A 26,277-nucleotide genomic window follows, 5' to 3' on the forward strand; every position below is an offset into this window, starting at 1 on the left:
AATGACCGGGAACAGGGGAGAGGGGACGGTGCAGGCGGGCCTTGAGGCCACGACCGAAACCATCGGCGCGATCTGGCGCGACCTGCTCTCCATGCCCGAGCTGGACGCCCGGGCCAACCTGTTCGAGGCCGGCGCGCACTCCCTGCTGGTGCCGCAGTTCCTGTCCCGGGCGCGCGAGGCCGGGCTCGACGGGCTGGCCGTCGCCGACGTTTATGACGCACCCAGCGTGTTGGGCCTGGCGCGCCGGCTGCACGCCCAGCCGGCGGCGGGCGCGCCGCGCAGCAGCGCGCGCAGCCGGCCGACCGAGGGCATCGCCATCGTCGGCATGTCGGCGCGCTGCGCCGGTGCCGAGAACCTCGATGCGCTGTGGGAAAACCTGCTCGCCGGGGTCGAATCGCTGTCGCGCTTCTCCCCCGACGAGGTCGACCCGGACGTGCCCGAACGGCTGCGCAACAGCCCGCACTTCGTGGCCGCGCGGGGGGTGCTGCGCGATGTCGAGGGCTTCGACGCGGAGTTCTTCGGCATCTCGCCCCGCGAGGCGGTGCTGCTCGATCCGCAGCAGCGCATGCTGCTCGAGCTCAGCTGGCATGCGCTGGAGCATGCCGGCATCGACCCCGCCCGGCATCCGCGGATCGGCGTCTACGCCGGCACCGCCAACAACCAGTACGCGCCGCTGCTGCAGCGCCACGCGCCGCAGCTGATTCGCGCCAGCGGCGACTTCACCGCCATGCTGGGCGCCGAGAAGGACTTCGTCGCCACCCGCATCGCCCATCGGCTGGACCTCAAGGGCCCGGCCGTCACCATCCTCACCGCCTGTTCCACCGGGCTCGTGGTGGTCGTCCAGGCCTGCGAGGCGCTGGCCGCCGGCGCCTGCGACGCGGCCCTGGCCGGCGCTTCCACCGTACTGCTGCCGCAGGCCGGCGGCTATCTGCACGTCGAGGGCGGCATGGAGTCGGCCGACGGTCGCTGCCGGCCGTTCGATGCCGAGGCCTCGGGCACGGTGTTCTCGAACGGCGGCGCGGTCGTCGTGCTCAAGCGCCTGGAAGACGCGCTGGCCGACGGCGACACGATCTACGCGGTGATCCGCGGCACCGGGCTCAACAACGACGGCGGCGGCAAGGCCAGCTTCACCGCACCCAGCGTCAGCGGCCAGGCCGCGGCGATCCGCATGGCCCTCGACGCGGCGGGCGTCCCGGCGCGCGATGTGGGCTATATCGAAGCCCACGGAACGGCCACCGCGCTCGGCGACCCGATCGAGATCAGCGGCCTGTGCAGCGCCTTTGCTCCCGACACCGATGAGCGCGGCTTCTGCTGGCTGGGCTCGGTCAAGGGCAACATCGGGCACACCTGGGCCGCGGCCGGAATGTTCGGCCTGATCAAGGCCGCGCTCGCCCTGCACCACGGGGTCATTCCGGCCAGCCTGCACTTCCGTCGCGCCAATCCGCAGATCGATTTCGGGGCCACGCCGTTCAAGGTCTGTGCCGGCAACCAGCCCTGGCCGCGTGGCGATCGCCCGCGCTATGCCGGGATCAGCTCCTTTGGCGTCGGCGGCACCAATGCCCATGTGCTGCTCGGCGAGGCGCCGGTCGCGACCTCGACCGGCGTCCACGAAGACGGCCCCCAGGTGCTGGCGCTCAGCGCACGCAGCGAATCGGCCGCCCTGGCCCTGGCCGGTCAGTTGGCGGACCGCCTCGAGCGGGACCCCTCCGGTTCGCTTCCAGAATTGGCCTACGCCCTGCTCCGTGGCCGCCCCGAACAGCGCTGGCGCCTTGCAGTGGCGGCGGAGACGGCGGCCGACGCAGCCGCCGCCCTGCGCGGCGCCCGGCACGCCGTCGAGGCCCTTCCCGAGGCGCGGGTGGTGTTCCTTTTTCCCGGCCAGGGTTCGCAGCAGGCGGGCATGGCGGCGGCGGCCTACGATGCCCTGCCCGGATTCGCCCGGGCCCTGGACCAGGCGCTCGACGCGGTCGCCCCGCACCTCGATGTCGACCTGCGCAGCCTGCTGCTGGAGGACCGCCCCGGCCATGCCGAGCGACTCGAGGAGACCCGGCATGCGCAGCCGGCCCTGTTCTGCATCGAGTGGGCCTTTGCCAGCTGGCTCGGCCAGCTCGGCCTGCGTCCGGCGGCCCTGATCGGCCACAGCATCGGCGAGCTGAGCGCGGCCTGCGTGGCCGGTGTGCTCACGCTTGAGGAGGCCGCCCGACTGGTCTGCGCCCGCGGTGCGGCGATGTGGTCGCAGCCGAGGGGAGCCATGCTCGCCGCGCGGGCCAGTGCGGAGGTGCTGCGTCCGCTGCTCGGAGCAGAGATCGAGATCGCCGGGCTCAACGCACCGGAACTGACCGTGCTGGCCGGGCCGGGCGCGGCCATCGACACCCTGGCAGGCCAGCTGGAGGCCGCCGGCATCCAGTCGACCCGCCTGCGCGTCTCGCACGGCTTCCACAGCGAGGCCATGGCCGGTGCCATGCCGAAGGTCGAGTCGGTAGCAGCCGGCCTTGCCGCCCGGGCGCCAAGGCTGCCGCTTTATTCCTGCATCGACGGCGCCCGCTGGCCGGACCAGGCCCCTGCGCCCGACTACTGGGCACGCCAGCTGCGCGCCCCGGTGCACTTCTCGGCGGCGCTGGCCAAGGAGGCGTCGATCCCCGGGACGCTGTTCGTCGAGGTCGGCCCGGGCCAGGCATTGAGCGCCCTGGCCCGCCAGCACCGCGCTGCGGACGGCAGTGCGCTGCGGGTGATCGCGCTGCAGCCGCCCGCCGGGCGCCCCGCCCACGCCTGCAGTGCCCTGCAGGGTCTGGCCCAGCTCTGGGCGCAGGGCGCAGCGGTGGTCTGGCCGCAGCCCGGTGGCCGGCGGCGCGTGCCCCTGCCGCTGTACCCCTTTGCCCGCACCCGCCACTGGTTCGAACGCGGCGAGGGCAGCATCGAACATCAGGTCGCGGCTGATACCGCCCCCCAACGCCCCTCCCTTCCGCGTGAGGAGACCCCCGTGGCTTCCCGACTTCCCGCCCTCCGCGCCGAGCTGATCCAGGTGTTCGCCGACGCCTGCGGACTCTCGCCCGCCGAACTGCGCTGCGACCAGGCCCTGGTCGAGCAGGGCCTCGATTCGCTCTCCGCCACCCAGGCGAGCCTCGAGATCGAACAGCGCCTGGGCGCGAAGCTGCGGTTTCGCCGACTGCTCGAGGACCTCGATACGGTCGACAAACTGGCCGGGTTCTTCGACGCAGAGCTGCCCGCCGACCGCTTTGCGCCGGCGCCGACGACTGCGGCTTCCGTGGAGCACCCCGCTCAGACGGCGACGACAGCGGGGCTGCCTGCCCTTCCCGCGCTTCCGGCGGCAGCCGATGGCACGGTGCAGGCCCTGGTCCAGCAGCAGCTGGCGCTGATGCAGCAGCAGCTGGCTCTGCTCGCCGGACACCCGCTGACCGCGGCCACGCCCGCCGGGCCGGACCCGGCTTCGGCCCCTGCCGCAGCCGCGTCCTCGCCGCAGGCAGCGCCCGGCGCAGCCTCCGGTGACGAGCCGGCCAACCTGATCAGCAAGCCCTTCGGCGCCTCGGCGCGGATCACGCTGTCCGCGCAGTCCGAGCTCAACGACGCCCAGCGTCGCTGGGTCGATGACTTCACCGCCCGTTACCTCGAACGCTTCGGCGCCTCCCGCGAGTTCTCCCAGCGCCACCGCGCGCTGATGGCCGATCCGCGCGTGGTGACCGGATTCAATCCGCAGTGGAAGGATCTGGTCTTCCCGATCGTCGCGGACCGCTCGGAGGGGGCGCGGCTCTGGGACATCCAGGGCAACGAGTTCATCGACCTGCTGTCCTGTTTTGGCGCCAACCTGCTCGGCTACAAGCCCAAGGCGATCACCGAGGCGATGCATGCCCAGCTTGACCGCGGCATCGAGGTCGGGCCGCAGCACCCGCTGGCCGCCGAAGTCTCGGCCCTGCTCAGCGAGTTCTCCGGACATCCGCGGGTCGGCTTCTGCAATACCGGCTCGGAGGCGGTGATGGGCGCGATGCGCATCGCGCGCACGGTGACCGGGCGCAAGACCATTGCAATCTTCACCAACAGTTACCACGGCATCTTCGACGAGGTGCTCGTTCGCGGCACCCGCCAGCTGCGTTCGCTGGCCGCCGCGCCGGGCATTCTCGCCAGCTCGGTGGAGAACGTGCTGGTGCTCGACTATGCCAGCGAGGACGCCCTGCGCGTGCTCCGCGAGCGCGGCCGCGAGCTGGCGGCGGTGATGATCGAGCCGGTGCAGAACAAGTACCCGACGCTGCAGCCGCGCGACTTCGTCCGCGCCCTGCGCGAGATCTGCGACGAGGCCGGCTGCGCGCTGATCTTCGACGAGGTGGTGACCGGCTTCCGCCTCGCCGCGGGCGGCGCGCAGGAGTTCTACGGCGTGCGCGCCGACATCTGCAGCTACGGCAAGATCATCGGTGGCGGCCTGCCGATGGCGGCCATCACCGGCAGCGCGAAGTGGCTGGACGCGCTCGACGGCGGCCACTGGCAGTACGGCGACGCCAGCTATCCCGAGGCCGGCGTGACCTACTTCGCCGGCACCTACGTGCGCCATCCGCTGGCCCTGGCCGCGGCCAAGGCCACGCTGGGATACATCAAGCAGCGCGGCCCGGCTTTGTTCGATGAGCTGAACGCACGCACCCAGGACCTGGTGGATCGGCTCAACGCCGGCTTCCTCGCCCGCCAGGCGCCGGTCAAGGCGGTGCATTGCGCCTCGCTGTGGCGCCTGCACTGGGACGAGGACCAGCGCTACGTCAGCCTGTTCTACTACCTGGCCCGCTACCACGGACTGCATCTGTACGAGCAGTTCGGCCATTTCGTCACCGAACCGATGGATGCAGCGGTCATCGACCGCATCGTCGAGGTCTTCCTCGGCGCGGTCGACGAGCTGATGGAGCTGGGCCTGCTTACCCGTCGCGACGGCCTGCCGCCACCGGACGGCGGGAAGCCCACGGGCAGCGACCGCGAGGGCGCGCTCTCGCCGGGCCAGGGCGAGCGCTGGCTGGCCGCCAACTTCGACAGCCAGGCCCTGCGCGCACTCAACGAAACGCTCTGCCTGCGCCTCGACGGGCCGCTCGACGTCGAGGCCCTGCGCGGCGCCCTGGGCGAGCTGCAGCGCCGCCATGCCGTGTTCCGGCTGCGCATCGAGGCCGATCGGCCGCTGCAGCGCGAAGTGCCGGGCAGCGAGCGGGCGCTGGACTGGAAGGATCTTTCCCAGGCAGCCGACCCCGATGCCGCGCTCGATGCCTTCGCCCGCGAGGCCGGCCTGCAGACCGTCGAGCTGGGCGAGGGCCCGATGATCCGCATGACCCTGCTGCGCCTCGACCCGCAGCGCCACGCCCTGCACCTGGTCTACAGCCATCTTGCCGTCGATGGCTGGGCGATCAGCGTGTTCCTCGAGGAGCTCGCCCTGCTCTATCGCGAGCGCACCGGCGGCGGCGCGTCCGGACTGCCGACGCCGGGCCTGCCCTGGGAGTTCGCCCGCCAGGAGCAGGCGCGCATGGCGGGGCCGGATGGCCAGGCCGACGCGGCTTTCTGGAAGCGGCTGCTGTCCGATCCGCCGGCAGCGCTGTCGCTGGGCGACCTGCCCCCGTCCTCATCACGCAGTTTCACCGCAGACACCGCCTACCTGCGCATCGAGGGCGCCCGTTTCGCCGCGCTGAAGCAGCTGGCCAGGGATCGCCGGGTGACGCTGTTCCAGCTGCTGCTCGGCACGGTGGCGACCCTGGTCGGCCGCCTCGGCCGGCAGTTGGAGTTCCTGCTCAGCATTCCCTATGCCAGTCAGGGTCTCGGCCGGCATCCGGCGCTGATGTCCGACGGCGTGCTCGATCTGCCCCTGCGCGTTGCGCTGGCCGACGACCGCGACGTGCTCGGCAACCTGCCGGCAATCCGCAGCGTGCTGATGGACGCGCTGGAACATCCGCTGATGACCCAGGGCCTCGCCGCCCGCCTGCTGGCCCTGCCCAGCCGCGGTGACCGGCCACCGCTGACCGGCGTGTACTTCAATCTGAACCCGCGCGTGGTGCTCGACGGCTTCGCGCCGCTGCGGGCCAGCATGCGCGAGGGCCGCAAGCCGGGCCTGCTCAGCGAGCTGATGTTCAACTTCTACGAGGAGGACGAGGCACTGGCGCTGGATCTGCACCACAGCACCGAGTTCTTCAGCCCCGGGCGCATCCGCGAGATCCTCGAGGCGCTGGACGCGGACATCGGCGCCCTGACCGGCGGCGCGCCCGCCTCTCCGGCAGCTACGTCGCCGACCGCCTCCGACGCCTCGACACCGAGCGCTTTCGGCCAGGCCATGCCCGCCCGCGATGCCGCACTGGGCGAGACCCCGCGCATCGAGCGCTGGATCTCGGCCCAGGCACAGCGCAGTGCCGACCGTATCGCGATCAGCGCCGGCGAGGAGCACTGGACCTACGGCCAGCTCGAAGCGCAGGCCAACCGTATCGCGCAGACGCTGCAGGCGCGCGGTGTGCGGCCGGGTGACTGGGTCGGTCTGTGCCTGCCCCGCGGGCCGCAGCTGATCGCCGCCCTGCTCGGCATCCTCAAGTGTGGGGCCGCCTACGTGCCGCTGGATCCGGCGTTTCCGCTGCAGCGGCTGCGCGACATGATCGAGGATGCCGGCCTGCGCCTGCTGCTGAGCGACAGCGAGAACGCCGCGCGACTTGAGGTCGGCGCGCTGGAGACCCTGCGGATCGACCTCGACGCCGCCGAGATCCGCGCCGCGGCCGGCAATGCTCCGCGCGTCGAGATCCGCGGCGACGCCCCGGCCTACGTCATCTATACCTCCGGCTCCACCGGAAAACCCAAGGGCGTGGTGGTCCTGCAGCGCGGCGTGGCCAACTTCCTGCGCAGCATGGCGCACACGCCGGGCATGCGCGGCGACGATCGCATCCTTGCGGTCACCACGCTCAGTTTCGACATCGCCGTGCTCGAGCTGCTCCTGCCGCTCTGCCTGGGCGCGCGGATCGTGCTCGCCCAGCGCACCGACGCGATCGACGGCCAGGCGCTGCGCCAGCTGATCGAACGGCATCGGGTCAGCATCATGCAGGCCACGCCGAGCACCTGGCACCTGCTGCTGGAGGCCGGCTTCCGGGCACCGCAGGGCTTCCGCGCCCTGTGTGGCGGTGAGGCACTGAGCCCCGCCCTCGCCAGGCGCCTGCTCGACTGCGGCGTGGACCAGCTGTGGAACATGTACGGGCCGACCGAGACCACGGTCTGGTCGACCGTGTCGCAGGTCACCGACGCCCAGCACATCAGCGTTGGCCGACCCATCGACGATACCGTCGTGCGCCTGCTCGACGACTCGGGCCAAGAATGCGGCGTCGGCGAGCCGGGCGAGATCTGCATCGGCGGCGCCGGCGTGGCCCAGGGCTATCACGCCCGCCCCGAGCTGACCGCCGAGCGCTTCATCGCCGATCCCTTCGACGCCAGCCCCGGCGCGCGGCTCTACCGCACCGGCGACCTCGGCGCCTGGAACGAGGACGGCACGATCCGGCACATGGGCCGGCTCGACCACCAGGTCAAGCTGCGCGGTTACCGGATCGAACTGGGCGAGATCGAGGCGCGCCTGGAGCAGGTCCCCGGCGTCGCCCGCGCGGCGATGCGGGTGGAGAGCTTCGGCGAGATGGACGACCGGCTGGTCGCCTATGCGGTCCCGGCCCCCGGGCAGGCCCTGCCCGCGCTGGCCGCGCTGCGCCGCGAGCTTGGCCGCCATCTCCCCGACTACATGCTGCCCCAGGTGCTGCGCGAGCTGGCCGAGATGCCGCTGCTGCCGAACGGCAAGATCGATCGCAAGTCGCTGGGCGCCGAGCTCGGCAGCGCGGCCTCGGCAGGGGCTCCGGCGAGCGCTCCGGTGGCGGCCACCCCGCAGCCTGCAGACCGGACAGCGAACGACGCGAGCCTGGTCATTGCTGCCGAGATGGGCCGCCTGCTCGGCCAGGAGGGCTTCTCGCCGAGCGCGAATTTCTTCGAGCAGGGCGGCCACTCGCTGTTGGCCGCCGAGCTGGCAGCGGCGATCAAGTCGAAGCTGGGCGTGCGACCCAGCCTTCGCACGCTGTTCGAGTCGCCGACGCCGCTGGCGCTGGCTGCGGCGCTGGGCGCCACCCGGAGCACCACGGACCCTGCGCCGCCCGGCGCAGCCGAGCCGCGCCGCCGCGAGGATCGCCGACAGGCGCCGCTTTCCGTGCAGCAGCTTCGCGCCTGGTTCCTCGAACAGACCGCCCCGCACGGCAGCGTCAACCTGCTGCCCTCTGCCCACCGGCTGATCGGGGTCCTCGACGTCGATGCGTTCCGCCGCGCCCTGCGCGCCCTGGTCAGCCGCCAGTCGGTCCTGCGCAGCGTGTTCCTGCCCTCGAACGACGGCGTGGTGATGGAGGTCCGCGAGGCCTTCGATCCGTCGCTGCCGATGACGGATCTGTCCGGCCTAGCCCGCGAGGTCGCCGAGTCGCGGGTGCGCGACATCGTCGCCGGCCTGCAGGCCGAGCCCCTCGACCTCGGCCGCGGCCCGCCGTTCCGCGCCGCCCTGCTGCGCATGGGCGACGAGGAGCACGTGTTCGTCTTCGTCGTCCACCACCTGGTCTGGGATGGCTGGTCGTTCGACCTGCTGTATCGCGACATGGCCGAGCTCTACCAGGCCGAACTCGGCGGCGGCGAGGGCCCGGCGCCGCTGGAGCTGGAATACGGCGATTACAGCGCCTGGCAGCGCGAGCTGCTGGCCTCGGACGCGCTGCAGCCACAGATCGCGCACTGGCGGCAGCGCCTTCTTCCCGCGCCGGCGCCGCTGGCCCTGCCGCTTGACCATCCGCGCCCGCCGGAGATGAGCGGTCGCGGCGCCTCGGTCCGCCTGGTGCTCCCGCCCGAACAGCTCGAGCGCCTGCACCGCCTCGCCCGGACCCGCGGCACCACCGTGTTCGTGATCCTGCTCACCGCCTATGTGGCCATGCTGCAGCGCCTGACCGGGCAGCGCGACCTGATTGTCGGGACGCCGGTCCGCGGCCGCGAGCACGCCGCCTTGCTGCCGGTCATGGGCTTCTTCGTCAACGCGCTGCCGCTGCGCTTCGACGCGCCCCTTTCCGAGCTCGAGCCCGCCGTCGAGGCAGTCAAGGCGGTGGTCAGCGACGCGCTTGGTCACCCCGACGTGCCGGTCGAGGCCCTGGTCCGCGAACTCAAGCTGCCGCGTGACAGCAGCCGCCCGGCCCTGTTCCAGACCCTGTTCTCCTTCCAGGATGTGCGCGAACGGCCGCGCCGCTGGGGGCCCCTGCGCCACGAACGGGTCGGCGTTCCGGTCGGTGGCTCCAGCCACGAGCTGAGCCTGTGGTGCGTCGAAACCGCGGTCGGGCTGGAGACCATATTCACCTTTGCCGCCGACCTGTTCGCGCCCGACACCATCCGCGGCTGGGCCATGGCCTATCAGCGCCTGCTCGGGGCCATCGACCAGGAAGCCCTGTCCGGCCTGCTGGCTGCGCTGTCGGACAGCAGCCCGGATCGATCATCCGGCGCGGTCCCTGCTCCTTCCGCGGCCGCGCCCACGCGGGTCACGGAATCCGCCCCGCAGGGCGCAGCGCGCGAGCTGCTTCGGGCAATCTGGAAGGAGCTGCTCGCTGTCGATTCGGTATCGGACGACGACAACTTCTTCGAGCTGGGCGGCCATTCCCTGCTGGCCCTGACCATGGTCGGACGGGTCGAGGTGGCCTGCGGCAAGCGGCTGTCCCTGCTTCGCGTGGGCGACAGCAGCCTCGGCGCACTGGCCGCCGAGCTGGAGGCCGGGGAGCCGCGCCGCGAGCCGGAGCCGGCCCTGGCCACGTCATCCGTGGAAGCGACCGCCCGCCCCGCCGGCCGCAGGTGGATGCGCAGATTGCTCGGCCGCGAATGAGCAGCCCGGTGCTCGAACCGGTCCGGATCCCGGTGGGTCCTGCGTGGATCCACGCGCTTCTGCGTCGGCCGCCGACGCCGCGCGCCGTGCTGCTGGTGGCGCCGCCGTTCTTCCACGAATGGCAGCGCAGCTACCGGCTGTTCGCCCAGCTCTGCGAGGCGCTCGTCGAACACGGGCTGGCCAGCCTGCGCCTCGACTACCGTGGCTGCGGCGACTCCTGGGGTGACGACGCCGACTTCCTCCCCAGCCGGGCCCTGGCCGATGCCGAGTGCGCCCTGGGCTGGCTGCGCGAACGCTTCGAAGCCCTGCCCTGCGCCCTGCTGGGCATTCGCGGCGGCGCGCTGATTGCCGAACCGGTAGCCCGGGCCGCCGGCTTGCCCTGGGCGGCCTGGCAGCCCGTTCCCAGCGGACGTGTGCATCTCGACGAGCTGTGGGCGCGCGAGCGCCGCGAGCGCAGCAGCCGCGGCCGCTATCCCTGGCTGCTCGAAGACGTGGCCGAAGATCCCGGCGTGCTGATGGGGCAGCGCGTGCATCCGGAGTTCGGCATCGAGCTGTCCACCCTGCGCGCGGAGACGCCGCCCGACCTGCTGCTCGACGAATCAACCGACGACGGGCTCGACCCTGCCCTGTTCGGCTGGGTCCAGCAGATCTCCATCGCCGGCCAGCCGCCGCTGCCGGCGGTCCGCGCCGCGGCCCGGCGCCTTGGCGAACGCTTCGCGCCATGATCCGCGAGCGAAGCCTCCTGTTCGAGGACGGCCGACTGGCCATCCTGACCGAAGCGCAGGGCCCTGCCCGGCTGGTCCTCGTGCTGTCCAATGCCGGCTTCATCCACCGCATGGGACCGTTCCGGCTGCACGTCGCCCTGGCCCGGCAGCTTGCATCGCTGGGCGTCTGCACGGTGCGCGTCGACCTGCCGGGAATCGGCGATTCGCTGCGCGCCGCCAGCCGTCCCCAGCTCAGCCTGGCCGGGGAACTGCTCGATCGCCTGGCGCAGGAAACCGGCTGCGAGCGCTTCATCGTCGGCGGCATCTGCAGCGCGGCCGACTTCGGCTGGTCGCTGGCTCTCGCCGACCCGCGCGTGGCCGGCGTCCTGCTGCTCGACGCACTCGCCCGCCGCGAACTGCCGGCCTACCGGCTGGGCCAGTTCCAGCTGCACTGGCGTCGCGGCCCGCGGGCCTGGCTCGACACGCTGCGCAGGCGACTGCGGCCGCGCCCTGCGCAGGAGGCGGGCGCAGGGCCCCGCGCCGCGCCGCCCACCGATGCCGAGCTGCGTGACTGGCCGGCGCCCGGCAGCGAGTCCGCCCAGCTCGCGAAGCTGGTCGAACGCGGCACCGAACTGCTCTTCGTCTACACCGGCGGGGCGCTGACCTACTTCAGCCATCCGCGACAGTTCCACACGGGCTACGGCCAGGCTACCCGCTCGCCGCGGGTCCGCTTCCGCTTCTGGCCCGATTGCGACCACCTGTTCTACCGCCCCGAGCACCGCGAGCGACTGCTCGGTGAAGTGTCATGCTGGATCCAGCAAAGATTCGGAGAAACGCCATGAACATCGATCGTGTGGGGCCCATCAGCGTGGCCGAGTTCCACGCCGAGTTCGTCGTGCCCCGCAAGCCCGTGGTCCTGACCCGCGCCATCGAGGACTGGCCGGCCTTGTCCACCTGGTCACCTGAGTGGTTCCGCGAGACCTGGGGAACGCGCAAGGTCCGCTGCCGCGGCGCGAAGGGCGAGACGACCCTGGCCGAGTACATCGACGGCCTGGCCGGCTCGACGATGGAATCGCCCTCCCCCTACCTGCGCAACCTCAACATCCAGACCGATTGGCCGGAGCTCGCCCCCGCCATCAGTCCGCGCTGCGCCTACACCCAGGACGACTGGCTCAGCTCCCGCGTGCTTCCGGCCGGCTGGCCCCGTGCGGCCAAGCACCTCAACCAGCTCTTCATCAGCGGCACGGGCACCTACATCCCGCTGCACTTCGACGACTGGATGATGCACGCCTTCATCAGCAATGTTCACGGCGACAAGCGCTTCGTCCTGTATCCGCCCGGGCAGGCTGACCTGCTCTACCCGAGGGACGACTACTACCTCGTCTCCCGGTTCCCCAACCCCTTCGAGGTGGACCTGGGCGAGTTCCCCCGCTTCGCCGAAGCGACCCCATTGAGCATCGACCTGCACAAGGGCGAGTCGGTCTTCATTCCGTGCGGCTGGTGGCACACCACGAGAACCCTCTCGCCGTGCATCTCGGTCAGCTCCAACTTCGTATGCGAAAGCAATTGGAACGACTTCGCCGACGAGCTGTGCCACATGCGTGACCGGCTCGGCGGACGCACCTGGAAGACCCCGCTCATCCGCGGCTACCTCGCCCTTGCCGGCCAGGCGCTGCGCTCCGGCCGGCGTCTGCGACTGCACTGAGCATGGCGCCCCGCGACCCCATCCAACGCATGGACTCGAAATGAGCACACAGTGCAAAGCCCCCATCCTGGTCACCGGCGGCGCCGGCTACATCGGCAGCCACGTGGCGCTGCAGCTGCGGGAGGCCGGAGAGCGGGTCATCGTGCTGGACAACCTCAGCACCGGCTTCCGCGAGGCGGTCCTCGATGCCGAGCTGGTGGTCGGCGAGGCAGGCGACTTCGCCCTGGTCCACGGCCTGCTGGAGGCGCACGGCATCGACACAGTGCTGCACTTCGCCGCGCGCACCATCGTCCCCGAATCGGTGGCCGACCCGCTGCGCTACTACGGCAACAACACCTGCGCCACGCGCAACCTGCTGGCGGCCTGCGCCCGCGCCGGGGTGCAGCACTTCGTGTTCTCGTCGACGGCGGCGGTCTACGGCGTCCCCGAGGGCGGCCGCTGCCGCGAGGACTCGCCGAACGCGCCGATCAACCCCTATGGCACGTCCAAGCTGATGAGCGAGTGGATGCTGCGCGACCTCGCCGCCGCCAGCGAGCTGCGCTACGTCGCCCTTCGCTATTTCAACGTCGCCGGCTGTGACCGCAAGGGCCGCATCGGCCAGAGCACCGAGAAGGCGACCCTGCTGGTCAAGGTGGCCGCCGAGGCGGCGCTCGGGCGCCGTCCCCGGCTGGCGATCTTCGGCACCGACTACCCGACGCCGGACGGCACCGGCGTGCGCGACTACATCCACGTCGAGGACCTCGCCCGCGCCCATCTCGACGCCCTGCGTCATCTGCGCGAGGGGGGCACTTCGCAGACGCTGAACGTGGGCTACGGCCACGGCTACAGCGTGCGCGAGGTGATCGACACCATGACCCGCGTCCACGGCGCACCGATCCCGACCGTCGAAGAGCCACGTCGAGCGGGCGATCCGCCGGTGCTGATCGCCGAGTGCGAGCGGGTCAAACAGGTGCTTGGCTGGACGCCCGAGCTCGACGATCTCGAGATGATCTGCCGCACTTCGCTGGACTGGGAGCGCCGACTCACCGCCTCTCGCGGTCACTGAACATGCCATTCCCTCCCGACCAGCGCTCTGCGCTGGCGCGCGCCCTTCTATTCAGTGGGCTCGGCGTCGTTGCCCTGCTGCTGCCGCTGCCCCCGATGCCGGAATGGCAGAGCCTGATCAACCTGGCTCACGTGCCCCTGCTCGCCGTGCTCGCCTGGCTCTGGCTCGATGCCCTGGCCAGCCTCGGGGTGCCGCGGCTGCGCGCGATGATCGGCGTTCTGTTGCTCGGGGCGGCGGCCGGCGGCGCGATGGAACTGATGCAGTGGTTCATCCCCGGTCGCTGGCCCGATCCGAACGACTTCCTCCTCAATCTCGTCGGCCTGCTGCTGGGCCTCTTCGCGCACTGGCTGTACAGAAGAGACTGAGACGCACGGGCGGGACCCGATCAGATTCGCCGGCCTCGCGGCGTGCCCGTCCCAGGCCCAACCCGAAACCCAGCCGCCTGCCCCCTGCCACCCGCCGCGGGTTTGCCCAGCATCGCCAGAAAACGTGATCGCGCTCTGCCCACCGCGCCTCCCGGCGGCGGAGACACAGCTGCCGGCAGAAACCGGCCAGGAGTGAGCGTAGCGGAAGGTGAACTCCGGGCGCGAAGTTCGCATTCGCCCCGGCCCCGCTGTAGGAGCCAGCTTGCTGGCGATAGGCGCCCCGGATGGGACGATCGCCAGCAAGCTGGCTCCTACATTCGGGTGTTGTGGAAGGTCTTCTTCGCGCCCGAAGCTCGCATCGGCGACGGCTCACTCCGGGTCGACAACGGCCGATCAACGTTTCGCCGGAGTTTGTCAACGGCCGTGCCTGCCGCAGTTCGAAAGGAGGGCTTAGCTGCGTGCTCAGGCGCGCGAAGTCCAAGCAGCCGGCGGGGAAGGCGCACTTTCACCTCTCGGGAACACCGTTGCTCCGCCCGCGCACGTATCTTTACTGCCTGTCACCCGCCGTTCGAGCCCCGCATGCCCACTGCCATCTCCCGCGTCTGCCTGATGCTGATTGCCTGTCCACTCCTGCTCGCCGCCTGTGCCCCGCCGCCCGACCACCGCACCGCCGCCTCGTCGGTGGCCGCCGCGCCATCGGTCGCCCGGTTCTTCGCCGACTTCACCGATTCCTGGATGAAGCGGCAGCCGGAGCAGGCCACGCAGAGCGCCTACTTCGATGGCGAGGCGCAGGACGCCCTCGATGGCCAGCTGTCTCCGAACACCCGTGGCTTCCGGGAGGAGACCGTCGCCCTCGCCCGCGAGGGACTGGCGCAGCTGGCAGGCTTCGACCGGGCCGCGATGAGTGCGGCCGAGCGGCAGTCGGCCGAACTGATGGACTGGCAGCTGGAGGCTCTGGTCGCGCGCGAGCGCTTTGCCGACTACAGCTTTCCGCTGAACCAGTTCTCCGGGGCCAACGTGCGCCTGCCGAGTCTGCTGACCGTGGTCCATCCGCTTACCGAACCGGGCGATGCCGAGCGCTACCTCGCTCGGCTCGAGCAGTTCGATCAGCGCATGGGGGAAGCGGTCGAGCGCTCGCTCGAGCAGGGGGCGGCAGGCATCCTGCCGCCGCGCTTCATCCTCGACGCGACCATTGCCCAGATGGAGCGGTTCGTCGACGGGCCGGCAGCGGAGAACCCCCTGGTGGCGACCTTCAGCCAGCGGCTCGGGCGCGTCGAAGGACTGGACGAGACAGCTCGCTTGGAGCTCGTGGCCCGCGCCGAGCAGCTGGTCACGGATGAGGTCTACCCGGCCTGGCGGCTCGCGATCGAGACGCTGCGCGGCCAGCGCGACTCGGCCACCGACGATGCCGGGCTGTGGCGCTTTCCCGAGGGCGAGGCGGCCTATGCCAATGCCCTGCACCAGTTCACCACCACCCGTTTGAGCGCGCAGGAGATCCACGACATCGGCCTGCGCGAGGTGGCCCGGATCGAGGGCGAGATGGACGCCATCCTGCGCGGGCTTGGCCGCGAACGGGGCAGCGTCGCCGAGCGCGTCGCCCAGCTGCGCCGTGACCTGGGGTACAGCGACGATGCCTCTGGCCGGGCGGCGATCATGGCCGACATCGAGACCATGATCCGCGACGCCGAACGGCGCGCCGACGCCCTGTTCGACATCCGCCCCGAGTCGGAGGTGATCGCCCAGCCCTACCCCGAGTTCCAGTGGGCCAGCGCCGCCGCCAGCTACACCGCACCACCGCTCGACCGCTCGCGACCCGGCATCTACCAGATGCCGCTGCGCGCCGAACGCCTGACCCGATTCGGGCTGCGCACCCTGGTCTACCACGAGACCGTGCCCGGTCATCACTTCCAGGTCGCGCTGTCGGTGGAGAACGAGTCGTTGCCGCGCTTCAGGCAGGTGCGCGCCTTCGGCGGCATCTCCGCCTTCAGCGAGGGCTGGGCGCTGTACGCCGAACGCCTGGCGGTCGAGGAGGGCTGGTACGAGGGCGACCCCGAGGGCCTGCTTGGCCAGCTCGACGCCGAGCTGTTCCGCGCCCGCCGTCTGGTCGTCGACACCGGCCTGCATGCATTGCGCTGGACCCGCCAGCAGGCGATCGACTACGGCATCCCGTCCTCCGAGGTGGACCGCTATGTGGTGATCCCCGGCCAGGCCACCTCGTACAAGATCGGCCAGCTGGAGATCCTCCGCCTGCGCGATCGCGCCCGCGAGGCACTGGGCGAGCGCTTCGACCCGAAGGCCTTCCACAATCGCGTCCTGCTCACCGGCGTCGTCCCCATATCCATGCTCGAAGCCGAGGTCGAGGCACTGATCGCCGAGGCCGGACAGCGCTAGGGTTCGCGCGGACCCACCCGCCGCAGCCGCTGCGCCGGGTGGGCCTCAGCGCAGCTGCGAGGGATCGAAGCCGGCGGACTCGAGCCAGTCGAGCGCGGCGTCGCGATCATTGAAGTAGCGTGCCACGCAGCTGTCCGGACCGGCTGCGTAGACCTGGTCGAACTGGCTTCGGGTGACGCCCTGGGCGACGGCATCGGGGGCATGGACGATAGCGATGAGACGCAGGCCCATCGCGACCCGCCAACGATGCAACTCGATCAGCGCCGGCAGCGAGCCCGGCGTGTACAGGGCCTCGCCGTGCAGGTCGACCAGCATTGCCCAGGGCTCGCCGTCGAACTGCGCTGCCATCACCGCGGGCCGGGTGTGCTCGCAGAAGAACTGCGCCGCCTGCTCGTTCCAGGGGCCCGTGGCATCGATGTGGAGCAGCTGGCCACGCACGCGGATGTCGTAGAGCCCGTGCGCGCTGAACTGGGATTCCGGGCGGTTCATGGCGCGGTTTCCAATGAGCGTTAGATCCTAGCACCGGCGACCGCCTTGCAGACTGCGAGCTCGCGCACGGATCGTTCTGGACGGCGCTCCGCACCGCGGCGGTTCAGCTCCGCAAGCGCACGTAGACCAGCTTGCTGCTGCCGCCGGCGAGCGGCTCGGCGCGCAGTTCGAACTCACCGGGATAGGCCGCGAACAGGTCGCTGAGCTTGCGGTGCCCGAACAGGCGCGGATCGAAGTCCGGACGCAGCGTGTTGAGGTAGGCGCCCACCGCAGCCAGTGCCACCCAGTCGCCGTCGCCATCCACCTCGTCCACCGCGGTTCGCAGCAGGACTGCCGGATCGACATCGCCCGGCTCGGCGGTCTTCGGCTCCGGGCGCGGCGGCTTGCCGCGGGCGACCGCGGCATCCTCCTCGCTGCGCGCCTCCTCGCCCGGACGGTCATCCGCCGGGGGCCGAAGCAGTTCGGTGTAGATGAACCGGTTGCAGGCGGCGACGAAGGGCTGCGGCGTCTTGCGCTCACCGAAGCCGTAAACCTGCAGCCCCTCCTCGCGGATGCGCACCGCGAGCCGGGTGAAGTCGCTGTCGCTGGAGACCAGACAGAAGCCGTCGAAACGCCGCGTGTAGAGCAGGTCCATGGCATCGATGATCAGGGCGCTGTCGGTGGCGTTCTTGCCCGAGGTGTAGGCGAACTGCTGCACCGGCTGGATCGAATGGGCCAGCAGATGGCGCTTCCAGCCGCCGTGCGCGGTGCGCGTCCAGTCGCCATAGATGCGGCGCACCGTCGCCGCGCCCAGCCTCGCGACCTCCTGCAGCAGGCCCTCGATGATCGAGGGCTGGGCGTTGTCGGCATCAATCAGCACCGCAAGGCGCAGGGGCTCTCGGGATCCGGCCATCGGGGCGCTCCTGTGTCGGAAGCCAGCAGCCTCGCCGCTGAGCGGAACGCCGTCAATCCGACGCCGCCCAACAACGCCTCGGGTGTCTATCCCTCGCCCAGGTGCCTGATCAGGGCGTTCCGCGCGAACTGGATGATGGCCTGGGCCGGCATCGCGCCCGACTGACGGGCGATTTCCTCGCCGCGCTGCAGCAGCACCAGGGTCGGGATGCTGCGGATGCCGAACTGCGCGCCGAGCTGGGGCTGGGCCTGGGTATCCACTTTGACCAGGTGCATCCAGGGCTCGAGCTGGGCGGCCGAGGCGGCGAAGGCCGGGGCCATCTGCAGGCAGGGCCCGCACCAGGGGGCCCAGAAATCGACCAGCAGCGGCAGGTCGGCCCGCAGGGCGTGGCTGTCGAAATGCTCGGCATCGAGCGCGAAGGGCACGGCGGCGAACAGCGGCTCGCGGCAGCGGCCGCAGTTCGGGCGCTCGTCGAGGCGCGATTGTGGCACGCGGTTGAGCACGTGGCAGGCGGGGCAGGCGATCTGCAGCAGGTCGTCGCTCATCGGCGGGTACCGGGTGAAGGCAGGCGCCGAGTGTAGCCGCGGCGCGACCGCGGATTCACGGCCACCGGCCTAGCCTTGGGGGATGAGCCATGCCCTTCCCGACTGCCTGCCCGAGGCGCTGCGCCAGCGCTGCCGCCTGCTCAATGACCGCGACCTGGCCGCCGGAGGCGACTACGTGCTGCTCTGGGCCCACCATGCCCTGCGCGACCACGACAACCCGGCTCTGGATGCGGCCCTGCACCTCGGCGTCGCGCTCGATCGGCCGGTGCTGGTCTATCAGGGCCTTGGCGGCGGCCACCGCTTCGACGCCGACCGCCACCACGCCTTCATCCTGCAGGGCGCGCACGATTACCAGCGAGCGCTGGCCGCGCGCGGCATCCGTCACCACACCAACGTACCCGGCCTGACGCCCGGCGCCGGGCTCGCCGACCTGCTGCCGCGCGCCGCCGCCCTGGTCTGCGAGGACTTCCCCGCGCCGCCCTTCCCGCGCTGGACGCGTCGCTGGGCGGAACGGTGCGATGTGCTGTGCCTGGCGGTCGACGCCGCCTGCATCGTGCCGATGGCCGCCACGGGAACGCGCTTCGACCGCGCCTTCGCCTATCGCGAGGCGATGCAGGCGCGCTTCCAGGCCGAGCTGGATGCCGGCCCCGCACCGCCGCCTGCGGCCAGGCCCTGGAAGCCGGGCACGGACGGCCCGACCGGCGGCCTCGACTGGGACGGCTTCGATCTCGCGACGGCGCTGGCCCACTGCGCCATCGACCACACCGTGCCACCGGTGGCGGATACGCCGGGAGGCAGCGCCTCCGGCTATGCCCGCTGGGCGGAATTCCGCGGCGAAGGGCTGCGCCGCTACCACCAGCTGCGCAACGACGCTGCGGTCGAACCGCCGCTCGGCGTGTCGCGGATGTCGCCCTACCTGCACTACGGCATGGTCAGCCCCTGGCGGCTGGCCCGCGAGGCGCGCGAACAGGGTGGCCCCGGGGCGAAGAAGTTCATCGACGAGCTCTGGGTATGGCGCGAGCTGGCCTGGCAGTGGTGCTGGCATACGCCCGATGTCGAGGCCGAATCCGCGCTGCCGGGCTGGGCGCGGGAAACCCTGGCCGAGCATGCGGCCGACCCGCGGCCGGACTACACCGACGAGTCACTGCATCGCGGCCGCAGCGGCGAACGCCTGTGGGACCTTGCGCAGCGCTCCCTGCTGCGTCACGGCGAGCTGCACAACAACCTGCGCATGACCTGGGGCAAGGCGCTGGTCGGCTGGTCGCACGACGCCGGCGAGGCCATGCGCCGGCTTCGCGATCTTAACCACCGGTTCGCGCTGGACGGCAACGACCCGGCCTCGTATGGCGGGCTGTGGTGGTGTCTGGGCCTGTTCGACCGGCCGTTCACGCCGGCCCAACCGGTGCTGGGCACGCTGCGTGGGCGCTCGATCCGGGGCCACGAGCGGCGCCTGGATGTCGCGCGCTACGCAGCCCGCGTCGGGCGCGCAAGCCGGTCACTGCCGCGGGTCGCCGTTCTCGGCGCCGGACTTGCCGGCGCGGCCGCGGCCCAGGCGCTCGTCGACCAAGGGTACGCGGTGCAGGTGGTCGACAAGTCGCGCGGCAGCGGCGGCCGGCTCAGCACCCGGCGCAGCGAGGTCGGCCCCTTCGACCACGGGGCGCAGTTTCTGCGCGCCCACGATCTGCGCTTTCAGGCCCAGGTCGCCCGCTGGCTGCAGGCCGGGCTGCTGCAGTCGTGGACGCCTCGCGCTGTCAATGGCGAAGCGCTGAAGGGAGCACTGGTCGCGGTTCCCGGTATGAGCGAGCTGGTCAAGCCGCTGCTCGATGGCGCCGACCTGCAGCTTGGCCGGGCGGTGACCCGGTTGCAGCGCGAGGGTGGCATCTGGCGGCTGCTCGATGCCGAGGGCGCAACGCTGGCCGAGGCCGAACAGCTGATCGTCACCGCCCCGGCGCCGCAGGCCGAGGCGCTGCTGGGCGGGGCCGCGCCGAGCCTGGCGGGGCGCCTGCGCGAGGCACGCTATGCGCCCTGCTGGGCGTCGATGGTCGAGATCGAAGGCGAAGCCGAGGTCGACCTGCTGCGCGAGCGCGGGCCGATCGCCTGGGCCACGGCGGACGCCAGCCGGCCGGGGCGACCCGACGGTGGACGGTGGCTCATCCACGCCACGCCGGCGTGGAGCCGGAAGCGGCTGGAGTCACCCGCAGAAGATGTCGGCGAGGCGCTGGCCTCGGCCCTGTCCGAAGCGCTTCAGCGGCCGGCGCGCCTGGTCGCCGCCCACCGCTGGCGCTACGCCCTGGTCGAACAGCCGCTGGGCGTCGACTTCCTTGCCGAACGCGAACTCGGCCTGCGGGTGGCCGGTGACCATTGCCTCGGCGGCCGGCTGGAGGCCGCCTGGCTGAGCGGCTGCGCCGCCGCCGGCGACCTGATGCGCGAGGTGGCGCTGCCCACCCAGGTAGAAGGCACCGGCTGAGCGACGGATCAGGCGGCGCCCCGGCAGTCCCCGCCCAGGGCAGGCGGCCGGGGTCTCAGTGGCAGTGGTCGTCGAGCACGTCGTCAGCGGCGCGGGCCAGCTGACGGTACTGCGGCGACTCCGGCTGCAGGGTGGCGTGGCCGATGCCGAACTCGTCGCGCAGCCGGCGCTGGGCGGCCATCAGGGTGGCGGGCCAGTTCTGGTCGCTGTCGACCGAGAGGTGGGCGGACAGCAGCAGACGGTCGCCGGCCAGGGTCCAGACGTGCAGGTCATGCACTGCAACCACCCCCTCCACCGCGCCCAGCCGGCGGCGCACGGCGTCCAGATCGGTGCCGGGGGGCGTGGCTTCCATCAGCACCCGGATCACGTCGCGCAGCAGGCGCCCGGCCGAAACCAGGATCAGGCCGCAGATCAGCAGGGTGAGCAGCGGATCGATCGGAGTCCAGCCGGTCAGCCAGACCACGAGGCCGGCGATCAGGGCGGCGACCGAACCGAGCAGGTCGCCGATGACGTGAAGCACGGCGCCGCGCATGTTCAGCGCGTGGCTGTGCGTGCCGTGCAGCTGCCACAACACCAGCAGGTTCACCCCCAGGCCGATCGCTGCGATCAGCATGACCACGCCGCCCTGCACCGGCACCGGCTGCTGCAGCCGGCCGATGGCGGCCAGACCCAGCGCCACCACCAGGATCAGCATGAACACGGCATTGAGCAGGGCCGCCAGCACCTCGGCCCGGCGCCATCCGTAGCTCATTTCCGGGCTGGGCGGCCGCTGGGCCAGCCGCGCGGCGAGGAAGGACAGCGCCAGCGCCACCGTGTCGGTGACCATGTGGCCGGCATCGCCGAGCAGGGCCAGCGACCCCGCCCACCAGCCACCGACTGCTTCCACCCCGGCGAAACCAAGCGTGATCGCGATGGCCCACCCCAGCGCCTTCGCCCTGCCCTCGGCGTCGGATGACGTGTGCGAGTGGTCGTGGTGGCCGTGCTCGTGGCCGTGCGCGCTCATTGGCGAAGCATACCCAAGCTGCGTCGCCAAAGACCGCTCCGCTCAGGCCAGCGGGTCTTCTCCATAGGTGCCGACGAACCGGAGCGCATCACTGTTCTCGAAGGCCGACTCGTCGAAGCGCAGTGCCTCGATGATGGTGGACATGGACGCCTCGTCGTTCGGCCGGTAGGCGCCCCAGCCATTCCGCCCGGACCGCTTCACCCGGTACAGCGCGCGGTCGGCCAGTTCAACCAGCTGCTCCCAGTCGAGACTGGTCTTGGCATCAGTGAAGAGCGGGTACTCGACCAGGCCGACCGAGCAGGTGACCTGGCCGCTGCGCCCGTTGCCGAAGTCGAACTCGCGTTCCGCGCAACCGCGGCAGAGCCGCTCGCCGAGCAGGGGAACGAACTCCGCCGGCGTCGGGCGGAACACCACCATGAACTCCTCGCCGCCCCAGCGCGCCACGTAGTCACCGGTGCGTACCTGGTTCTGGAGCAGGCCCGCGAACTGCTCCAGCACCCGGTCGCCGGCGGCGTGGCCATGCTCGTCGTTGACCCGCTTGAAGAAGTCGATGTCGAGCAGGGCGAAGACAATGACCTGGCCCAGGCCCGGATTGCGCTGCAGCTCGCGCCCGTAGAAGGCGAGATCCTTGGGGATCTGCTGGGAGAGGTAGCGGCGGTTGCGCAGACCGGTCAGCGGGTCGGTCAGGCTGGCCTCCTGCAGCTGACGGTTGGCCTCGGCAAGATCCGCCGTGCGCGCCTGGACAAGGCGCTCCAGTTCGGCGGCGCGCTGTTTGTAGCGTCGACGCTGGAGGAGCAGCAGTCCCAGCCCGCCCAGTGCCAGCAGCAGCCCCAGCAGCGCGCGGAACAGCCCGGTTTCGGTGAATCGGGGCGGCACGCTGAACTCGATTGCGGCAGGCTTGCTCCAACGACCCTCTACCGTCGAGGCCTGTACCTCGAAGCGGTAGTCTCCGGCCGCGAGGTTGGTGTAGGCGGCGATGCGCAGTTCGGCGGCCTCGGGCTCGCGCCAGTCCTCGTGGTAGCCGATCAGCCGGTAGCGAAAGGCGACGCTGCGGGGATCGAGGAAACTGATGGCGGTGAACTCGATCGACAGGTCACGCTGACCCTCGGGTAGCGGGCCCGCCATTGCGTCCACGGCCCGCCATTCGCCGCCGACGCGCCAGCGCTCGACGATCGCCGGTGGCGGCTCACGGTCGAAGCGCACGTCGGCGGTATCCAGCGCGACCACGCCGTCGCGCGTCGGTGCCCACAGCACGCCCTCGCGGAACAGCCCCTTGGCAAGGCCGGCGCCGTTGCAGCAGAAGCCCTTCTGGCCGCCGCGGCGATCGCCGCGTTCGTTGAGCAGCATCTGCCCACGGACCCGCTTGCGCTGACCGGCGGCGAAACCGGCGAGATCGGCGAGCGGCACCCGATAGATGCCGCGTATGCCCGCCACCCAGAGCATGCCGGCATGGTCGGCGACAAAGAAGGGCGCGCTCTGCGGCACGCCCTGCGGGGCGCCGAAACTGTGCCAGCGCTGGCCATCGAAGTAGTGCAGGGCCTCGTTGAGGCTACCGAGCACCAGGCGCCCGTCGGGCAGCTCGTGCTGCACGGTGATGTCGAGACCCGGCGGGAGCCCCGCCTCGAGGCCGATCGGCACGAAGCGCTCGCCGCGAAACTCATGCGGCCCCGACTGGCTGCCAACCAGGAGCCGGCCATCGCGGGTCAGCAGCAGGTGGCGAACCCGCGCGTCGAGCAGGCCATCGTCCTCGTCGAAGCGCTGCAGGACCTGGCCGTCGTCGCGGAACAGCCCTTGATTGGTGGCGATCCAGAGCAGGCCCTCGGCGTCGCGGAGCAGGCCGTTGACCTGCGCTCCGCGCAGGGCGACGAAGCGGGTGGGCTCGCCGAGCTGTCCGTCCTGCCACAGCGCCAGGCCCGCCCGGGTACCGATCCACAGCCGGCCGTCCTCGGGCAGCAGGGTGTAGGCATTGGGGTGCGGCAGCGCGCTGCCGGGCACGACCGACTCGAAGCGACCATCGACCAGGCGCTGCAGGCCATTGTCGCTGCCGACCCAGAGCCCGCCCTGGCCATCCGCCGCCAGGGACCAGAGCAAGGGCGACTCCAGGCCCTCGCGACGGCCATAGCGCCGGGTCCAGCCGTCCCTCAGCCGGCTGAGCCCGTTCCATTGGCTGCCCAGCCAGAGGTTGTGCTCGCGGTCCTCGAAGATCCGTCGTACCGCCAGCCCGGCCTCGCCGTCCACCACCCGTTCCACCGGCCGGCCGTCGCGCAGCCGGGTCAGATGGGCCAGCTCGGCCACCCAGAGGTTGCCATCCCGATCCTCGTGCAGGGCCTCGATGGTGGCAGCGACCAGGTGCGGGGCCTCGACGTAGGGCTGCCACAGGTCACCATCCAGCCAGAACAGTCCCGCCGTGGTGCCGGCCCACAGCCGGCCCTGGGCGCGCACCAGACGCGCGGCCACGGCGGTGGCGGCCTCGGTGGGCAGCTTCAGGAACTCGGTCTGACCGGCGGCATGCCGGTACACGCCTCCCAGGCTGCCGATCCACAGCGCATCGTCCTCTACCAGCAGGCTGCGTGCCGGGCCCGAGAGCTGCAGGCGAAGCTGCAGACGGGCGTCGACCACCGCATACACGGCATTGCCCGAGGCGGCCAGCACGGTCTCGCCCTCGGCCGCGAGGTCGGCGATGTCCGGCTGCGCCTCGACGTCATCGGCCAGCGGAATGGGCTCGAAACGGCCGTCCTGTCGCCGCGCCAGGCCCTTGTAGGTGGCGATCCACAGGACGCCGTCAGGGCCGCTCAGCAGATCGTTGACCCAGCCTCCGGGCAGGGCCGGCTCGGCCTCGGGCGTGTAGACGGTGAAGCGGTGACCATCGAAGCGCGCCAGGCCCGCCTGGGTGCCTATCCACAGGTAGCCTTCCCCGTCCTGGGCGATGGCCCGGGCGCTGATCTGCGGCAGGCCCTGCTCGATGCTCCAGACATCCCGGACGTAGTCATGGAAACGCTTGTCGGAATCGAGCGCCGCGGCGACGCCGGCCAGCCACAGGGCCGCCAACGCCAGCAGCGCGCGGATCGCCCCACACGCACGGACCGTTCTTCCCGTGCCCGGCAGATGACTCCCGGAAACTCTCACAGGTTCTGGTAGTTCGGTCCGGCGCCGCCCTCGGGCGTCACCCAGTTGATGATCTCGTAGGGATCCTTGATGTCGCAGGTCTTGCAGTGCACGCAGTTCGCGGCATTGATCTGCAGTCGGCGTTCACTGCCCTCGCCAACCATCTCGTAGACCCCGGCCGGGCAGAACCGGGTGCAGGGATTACCGTACTCGGTCGTGCAGCGGGTCAGGCAGATGCTGGTGTCGGCGACCTTCAGGTGGACCGGCTGGTCCTCGTCGTGCTCGGTGGCGGCAAAGTAGACGCCGGCCAGGCGGTCGCGCGGCGGAAGCTCGCGATCGACGTAGTCACGCTTGGGCGACTCCTGCTCGGACAGCTTGTTCAGGGTGGCGTGATCGGAGGCCACCTTCAGGGTCCACGGCGAGGCACCGGCGACCAGGGTCTCCCAGGCCGAATTCAGCAGACCGAACCAGAGGCCTTTCTTGAAACCCGGCTTGATGTTGCGGACCTTCTTCAGCTCGGCCATCACCGCCGAGCCGCGCAGCTTCGCGTCCCAGCCTTCGCTGCTGACCGAGGCAGCGATATGTTCAGCGGCGAGCATGCCCGAGCGCAGCGCCTGGTGGGTGCCCTTGATCTTCGGCACGTTGAGCAGTCCGGCGGTGTCGCCGATCAGCATCGCGCCCGGCATCTCCAGCTTCGGCAGGGACTGCCAGCCGCCGGTGACGATGGCGCGCGCACCCGCCGAGAGGATATTGCCGCCCTCGAGCAACGGCTTGATGGTCGGATGGTGCTTCCACTGCTGGAAGGCTTCGTAGGGCTGGTAGTTGGGGTCGCGGTAGTCGAGCCCGGATACGTAGCCCAGCGCGATGCGGTCGCCATCGAGGTGATAGAGGAAGCTGCCGCCATAGGTGCGGGTGTCGGCCGGCCAGCCGAGCGAGTGGACGATCTTGCCGGGCTTTACCCGGCCCGCCGGCACCTGCCACAGCTCCTTGATGCCGATCGAATAGCTCTGCGGGTCGCTGTCGGCGTCCAGGCCGAAGCGCTTGACCAGGCGCTTGGTCAGGTGACCGCGGGCGCCCTCGGCCAGCACCGTCAGCTTCGCGCGGATGTCGATGCCCTGGGTGTAGCCGGCCTTCTGCGAGCCGTCCTTGGCGACACCCATGTCGCCAATGCACACACCGCCGACCGACCCATCCTCGTTGTAGTAGATCTCGGAGGCGGCGAAGCCGGGATAGATCTCGACCCCCAGTGCTTCGGCCTGCGGCGCCATCCACGCGCACATCGCGCCGAGGCTGACGATGAAGTTGCCGTGGTTGTTCATCTGCGGCGGCACGATGGGGAACTTGAAGCCACCGGTCTTCGTCAGGTACCAGAACTCGTCCTCGGCCGCCGGCACGCAGATCGGCGGCGGGTTGTCGCGCCAGCCGGGCAGCAGCTCGTCGAGCGGCTGCGGCTCGATCACCGCGCCGGACAGGATGTGGGCGCCGATGGTCGAGGACTTCTCGATCACGCAGACCGAGAGGTCGGCCTTGAGCTGTTTCAGACGGATGGCCAGCGCAAGCCCTGCCGGCCCTGCGCCCACAACCACCACGTCGTATTCCATGAACTCGCGCTCGCTCATCGCTGGCCGTCCTGTGCTGTCGCGCGACGCCCGCCGCGCTGGGGATGTGTGCTTGCTCACCGCGACGTCG

At 71.1% G+C, this 26,277-nt stretch carries 14 protein-coding genes; 8 read left to right on the forward strand and 6 right to left on the reverse strand.

Annotated features, from left to right (window positions below; genetic code table 11):
• Position 1 precedes the first annotated feature (1 nt).
• The 7 genes from M0G41_RS09970 to M0G41_RS10000 all read left to right on the forward strand — a co-directional run bounded on the left by M0G41_RS09970 (position 2) and on the right by M0G41_RS10000 (position 16,087).
• Positions 2 to 9,877: a non-ribosomal peptide synthetase/type I polyketide synthase gene (locus tag M0G41_RS09970; RefSeq protein ID WP_248208830.1), complete on the forward strand. Its 9,876-nt coding sequence runs from the start codon at positions 2 to 4 to the stop codon at positions 9,875 to 9,877.
• Positions 9,878 to 9,885: 8 nt separating this feature from the next.
• On the forward strand, positions 9,886 to 10,602 hold the full coding sequence (locus M0G41_RS09975; RefSeq protein ID WP_248208832.1) for a serine aminopeptidase domain-containing protein: 717 nt from the start codon (positions 9,886 to 9,888) through the stop codon (positions 10,600 to 10,602).
• On the forward strand, positions 10,599 to 11,423 hold the full coding sequence (locus tag M0G41_RS09980) for an alpha/beta fold hydrolase (protein ID WP_248208838.1): 825 nt from the start codon (positions 10,599 to 10,601) through the stop codon (positions 11,421 to 11,423). The genes M0G41_RS09975 and M0G41_RS09980 overlap by 4 nt, the downstream gene beginning before the upstream one ends.
• Entirely contained in the window at positions 11,420 to 12,286 is an 867-nt protein-coding gene (locus M0G41_RS09985; protein ID WP_248208840.1) for a cupin-like domain-containing protein, read from the forward strand. Before M0G41_RS09980 ends, M0G41_RS09985 begins: the two co-directional genes overlap by 4 nt.
• Positions 12,287 to 12,326: 40 nt before the next feature.
• Positions 12,327 to 13,331, forward strand: a complete 1,005-nt coding sequence (gene galE, locus M0G41_RS09990) for a UDP-glucose 4-epimerase GalE (RefSeq protein WP_248208842.1) — start codon at positions 12,327 to 12,329, stop codon at positions 13,329 to 13,331.
• 2 nt (positions 13,332 to 13,333) lie between these two features.
• A complete protein-coding gene (locus M0G41_RS09995; protein WP_248208844.1) occupies positions 13,334 to 13,696 on the forward strand; it encodes a VanZ family protein in 363 nt (120 codons plus the stop codon).
• A gap of 579 nt (positions 13,697 to 14,275) precedes the next feature.
• The gene (locus M0G41_RS10000) at positions 14,276 to 16,087 is read left to right on the forward strand and encodes a DUF885 domain-containing protein (protein ID WP_248208846.1); all 1,812 of its coding nucleotides are present in this window, start codon (positions 14,276 to 14,278) and stop codon (positions 16,085 to 16,087) included.
• A gap of 45 nt (positions 16,088 to 16,132) precedes the next feature.
• Here M0G41_RS10000 and M0G41_RS10005 read toward each other — a convergent pair whose 3' ends face one another.
• The 3 genes from M0G41_RS10005 to trxC all read right to left on the reverse strand — a co-directional run bounded on the left by M0G41_RS10005 (position 16,133) and on the right by trxC (position 18,013).
• Positions 16,133 to 16,576: a hypothetical protein gene (locus tag M0G41_RS10005; protein WP_248208848.1), complete on the reverse strand. Its 444-nt coding sequence runs from the start codon at positions 16,574 to 16,576 to the stop codon at positions 16,133 to 16,135.
• Positions 16,577 to 16,679: 103 nt separating this feature from the next.
• Positions 16,680 to 17,468, reverse strand: a complete 789-nt coding sequence (locus tag M0G41_RS10010; protein WP_248208849.1) for an NYN domain-containing protein — start codon at positions 17,466 to 17,468, stop codon at positions 16,680 to 16,682.
• Between the two features lie 86 nt (positions 17,469 to 17,554).
• Positions 17,555 to 18,013: a thioredoxin TrxC gene (gene trxC, locus M0G41_RS10015; RefSeq protein WP_248208851.1), complete on the reverse strand. Its 459-nt coding sequence runs from the start codon at positions 18,011 to 18,013 to the stop codon at positions 17,555 to 17,557.
• An 82-nt stretch (positions 18,014 to 18,095) separates the two neighbouring features.
• On the opposite strand from trxC, the gene M0G41_RS10020 reads away from it, so the two are divergent.
• Positions 18,096 to 20,480 carry an FAD-dependent oxidoreductase gene (locus M0G41_RS10020; RefSeq protein WP_248208857.1) on the forward strand — a complete coding sequence of 795 codons (2,385 nt, stop codon included), beginning with the start codon at positions 18,096 to 18,098 and terminating at the stop codon, positions 20,478 to 20,480.
• Between the two features lie 55 nt (positions 20,481 to 20,535).
• On the opposite strand, the gene M0G41_RS10025 is transcribed toward M0G41_RS10020, so the two are convergent.
• The 3 genes from M0G41_RS10025 to M0G41_RS10035 all read right to left on the reverse strand — a co-directional run bounded on the left by M0G41_RS10025 (position 20,536) and on the right by M0G41_RS10035 (position 26,207).
• Positions 20,536 to 21,483, reverse strand: a complete 948-nt coding sequence (locus M0G41_RS10025) for a cation diffusion facilitator family transporter (RefSeq protein ID WP_248208859.1) — start codon at positions 21,481 to 21,483, stop codon at positions 20,536 to 20,538.
• Between the two features lie 42 nt (positions 21,484 to 21,525).
• Positions 21,526 to 24,531: a ligand-binding sensor domain-containing diguanylate cyclase gene (locus M0G41_RS10030; protein ID WP_248208860.1), complete on the reverse strand. Its 3,006-nt coding sequence runs from the start codon at positions 24,529 to 24,531 to the stop codon at positions 21,526 to 21,528.
• Between the two features lie 74 nt (positions 24,532 to 24,605).
• Entirely contained in the window at positions 24,606 to 26,207 is a 1,602-nt protein-coding gene (locus tag M0G41_RS10035; RefSeq protein WP_248208866.1) for an electron transfer flavoprotein-ubiquinone oxidoreductase, read from the reverse strand.
• Positions 26,208 to 26,277: the final 70 nt, after the last annotated feature.

The organism is Pseudomarimonas salicorniae (assembly GCF_023156535.1).
Taxonomy (GTDB): domain Bacteria; phylum Pseudomonadota; class Gammaproteobacteria; order Xanthomonadales; family Xanthomonadaceae; genus Pseudomarimonas; species Pseudomarimonas salicorniae.

Bases quoted from the DNA above. Each gene is read 5' to 3' on its own strand.
- M0G41_RS09970 (WP_248208830.1), top strand. From the start codon at position 2: ATGACCGGGAACAGGGGAGAGGGGACGGTGCAGGCGGGCCTTGAGGCC.
- M0G41_RS09980 (WP_248208838.1), top strand. From the start codon at position 10,599: ATGATCCGCGAGCGAAGCCTCCTGTTCGAGGACGGCCGACTGGCCATC.
- M0G41_RS09985 (WP_248208840.1), top strand. From the start codon at position 11,420: ATGAACATCGATCGTGTGGGGCCCATCAGCGTGGCCGAGTTCCACGCC.
- galE (WP_248208842.1), top strand. From the start codon at position 12,327: ATGAGCACACAGTGCAAAGCCCCCATCCTGGTCACCGGCGGCGCCGGC.
- M0G41_RS09995 (WP_248208844.1), top strand. From the start codon at position 13,334: ATGCCATTCCCTCCCGACCAGCGCTCTGCGCTGGCGCGCGCCCTTCTA.
- M0G41_RS10000 (WP_248208846.1), top strand. From the start codon at position 14,276: ATGCCCACTGCCATCTCCCGCGTCTGCCTGATGCTGATTGCCTGTCCA.
- M0G41_RS10005 (WP_248208848.1), bottom strand. From the start codon at position 16,576: ATGAACCGCCCGGAATCCCAGTTCAGCGCGCACGGGCTCTACGACATC.
- M0G41_RS10010 (WP_248208849.1), bottom strand. From the start codon at position 17,468: ATGGCCGGATCCCGAGAGCCCCTGCGCCTTGCGGTGCTGATTGATGCC.
- trxC (WP_248208851.1), bottom strand. From the start codon at position 18,013: ATGAGCGACGACCTGCTGCAGATCGCCTGCCCCGCCTGCCACGTGCTC.
- M0G41_RS10020 (WP_248208857.1), top strand. From the start codon at position 18,096: ATGAGCCATGCCCTTCCCGACTGCCTGCCCGAGGCGCTGCGCCAGCGC.
- M0G41_RS10025 (WP_248208859.1), bottom strand. From the start codon at position 21,483: ATGAGCGCGCACGGCCACGAGCACGGCCACCACGACCACTCGCACACG.
- M0G41_RS10035 (WP_248208866.1), bottom strand. From the start codon at position 26,207: ATGAGCGAGCGCGAGTTCATGGAATACGACGTGGTGGTTGTGGGCGCA.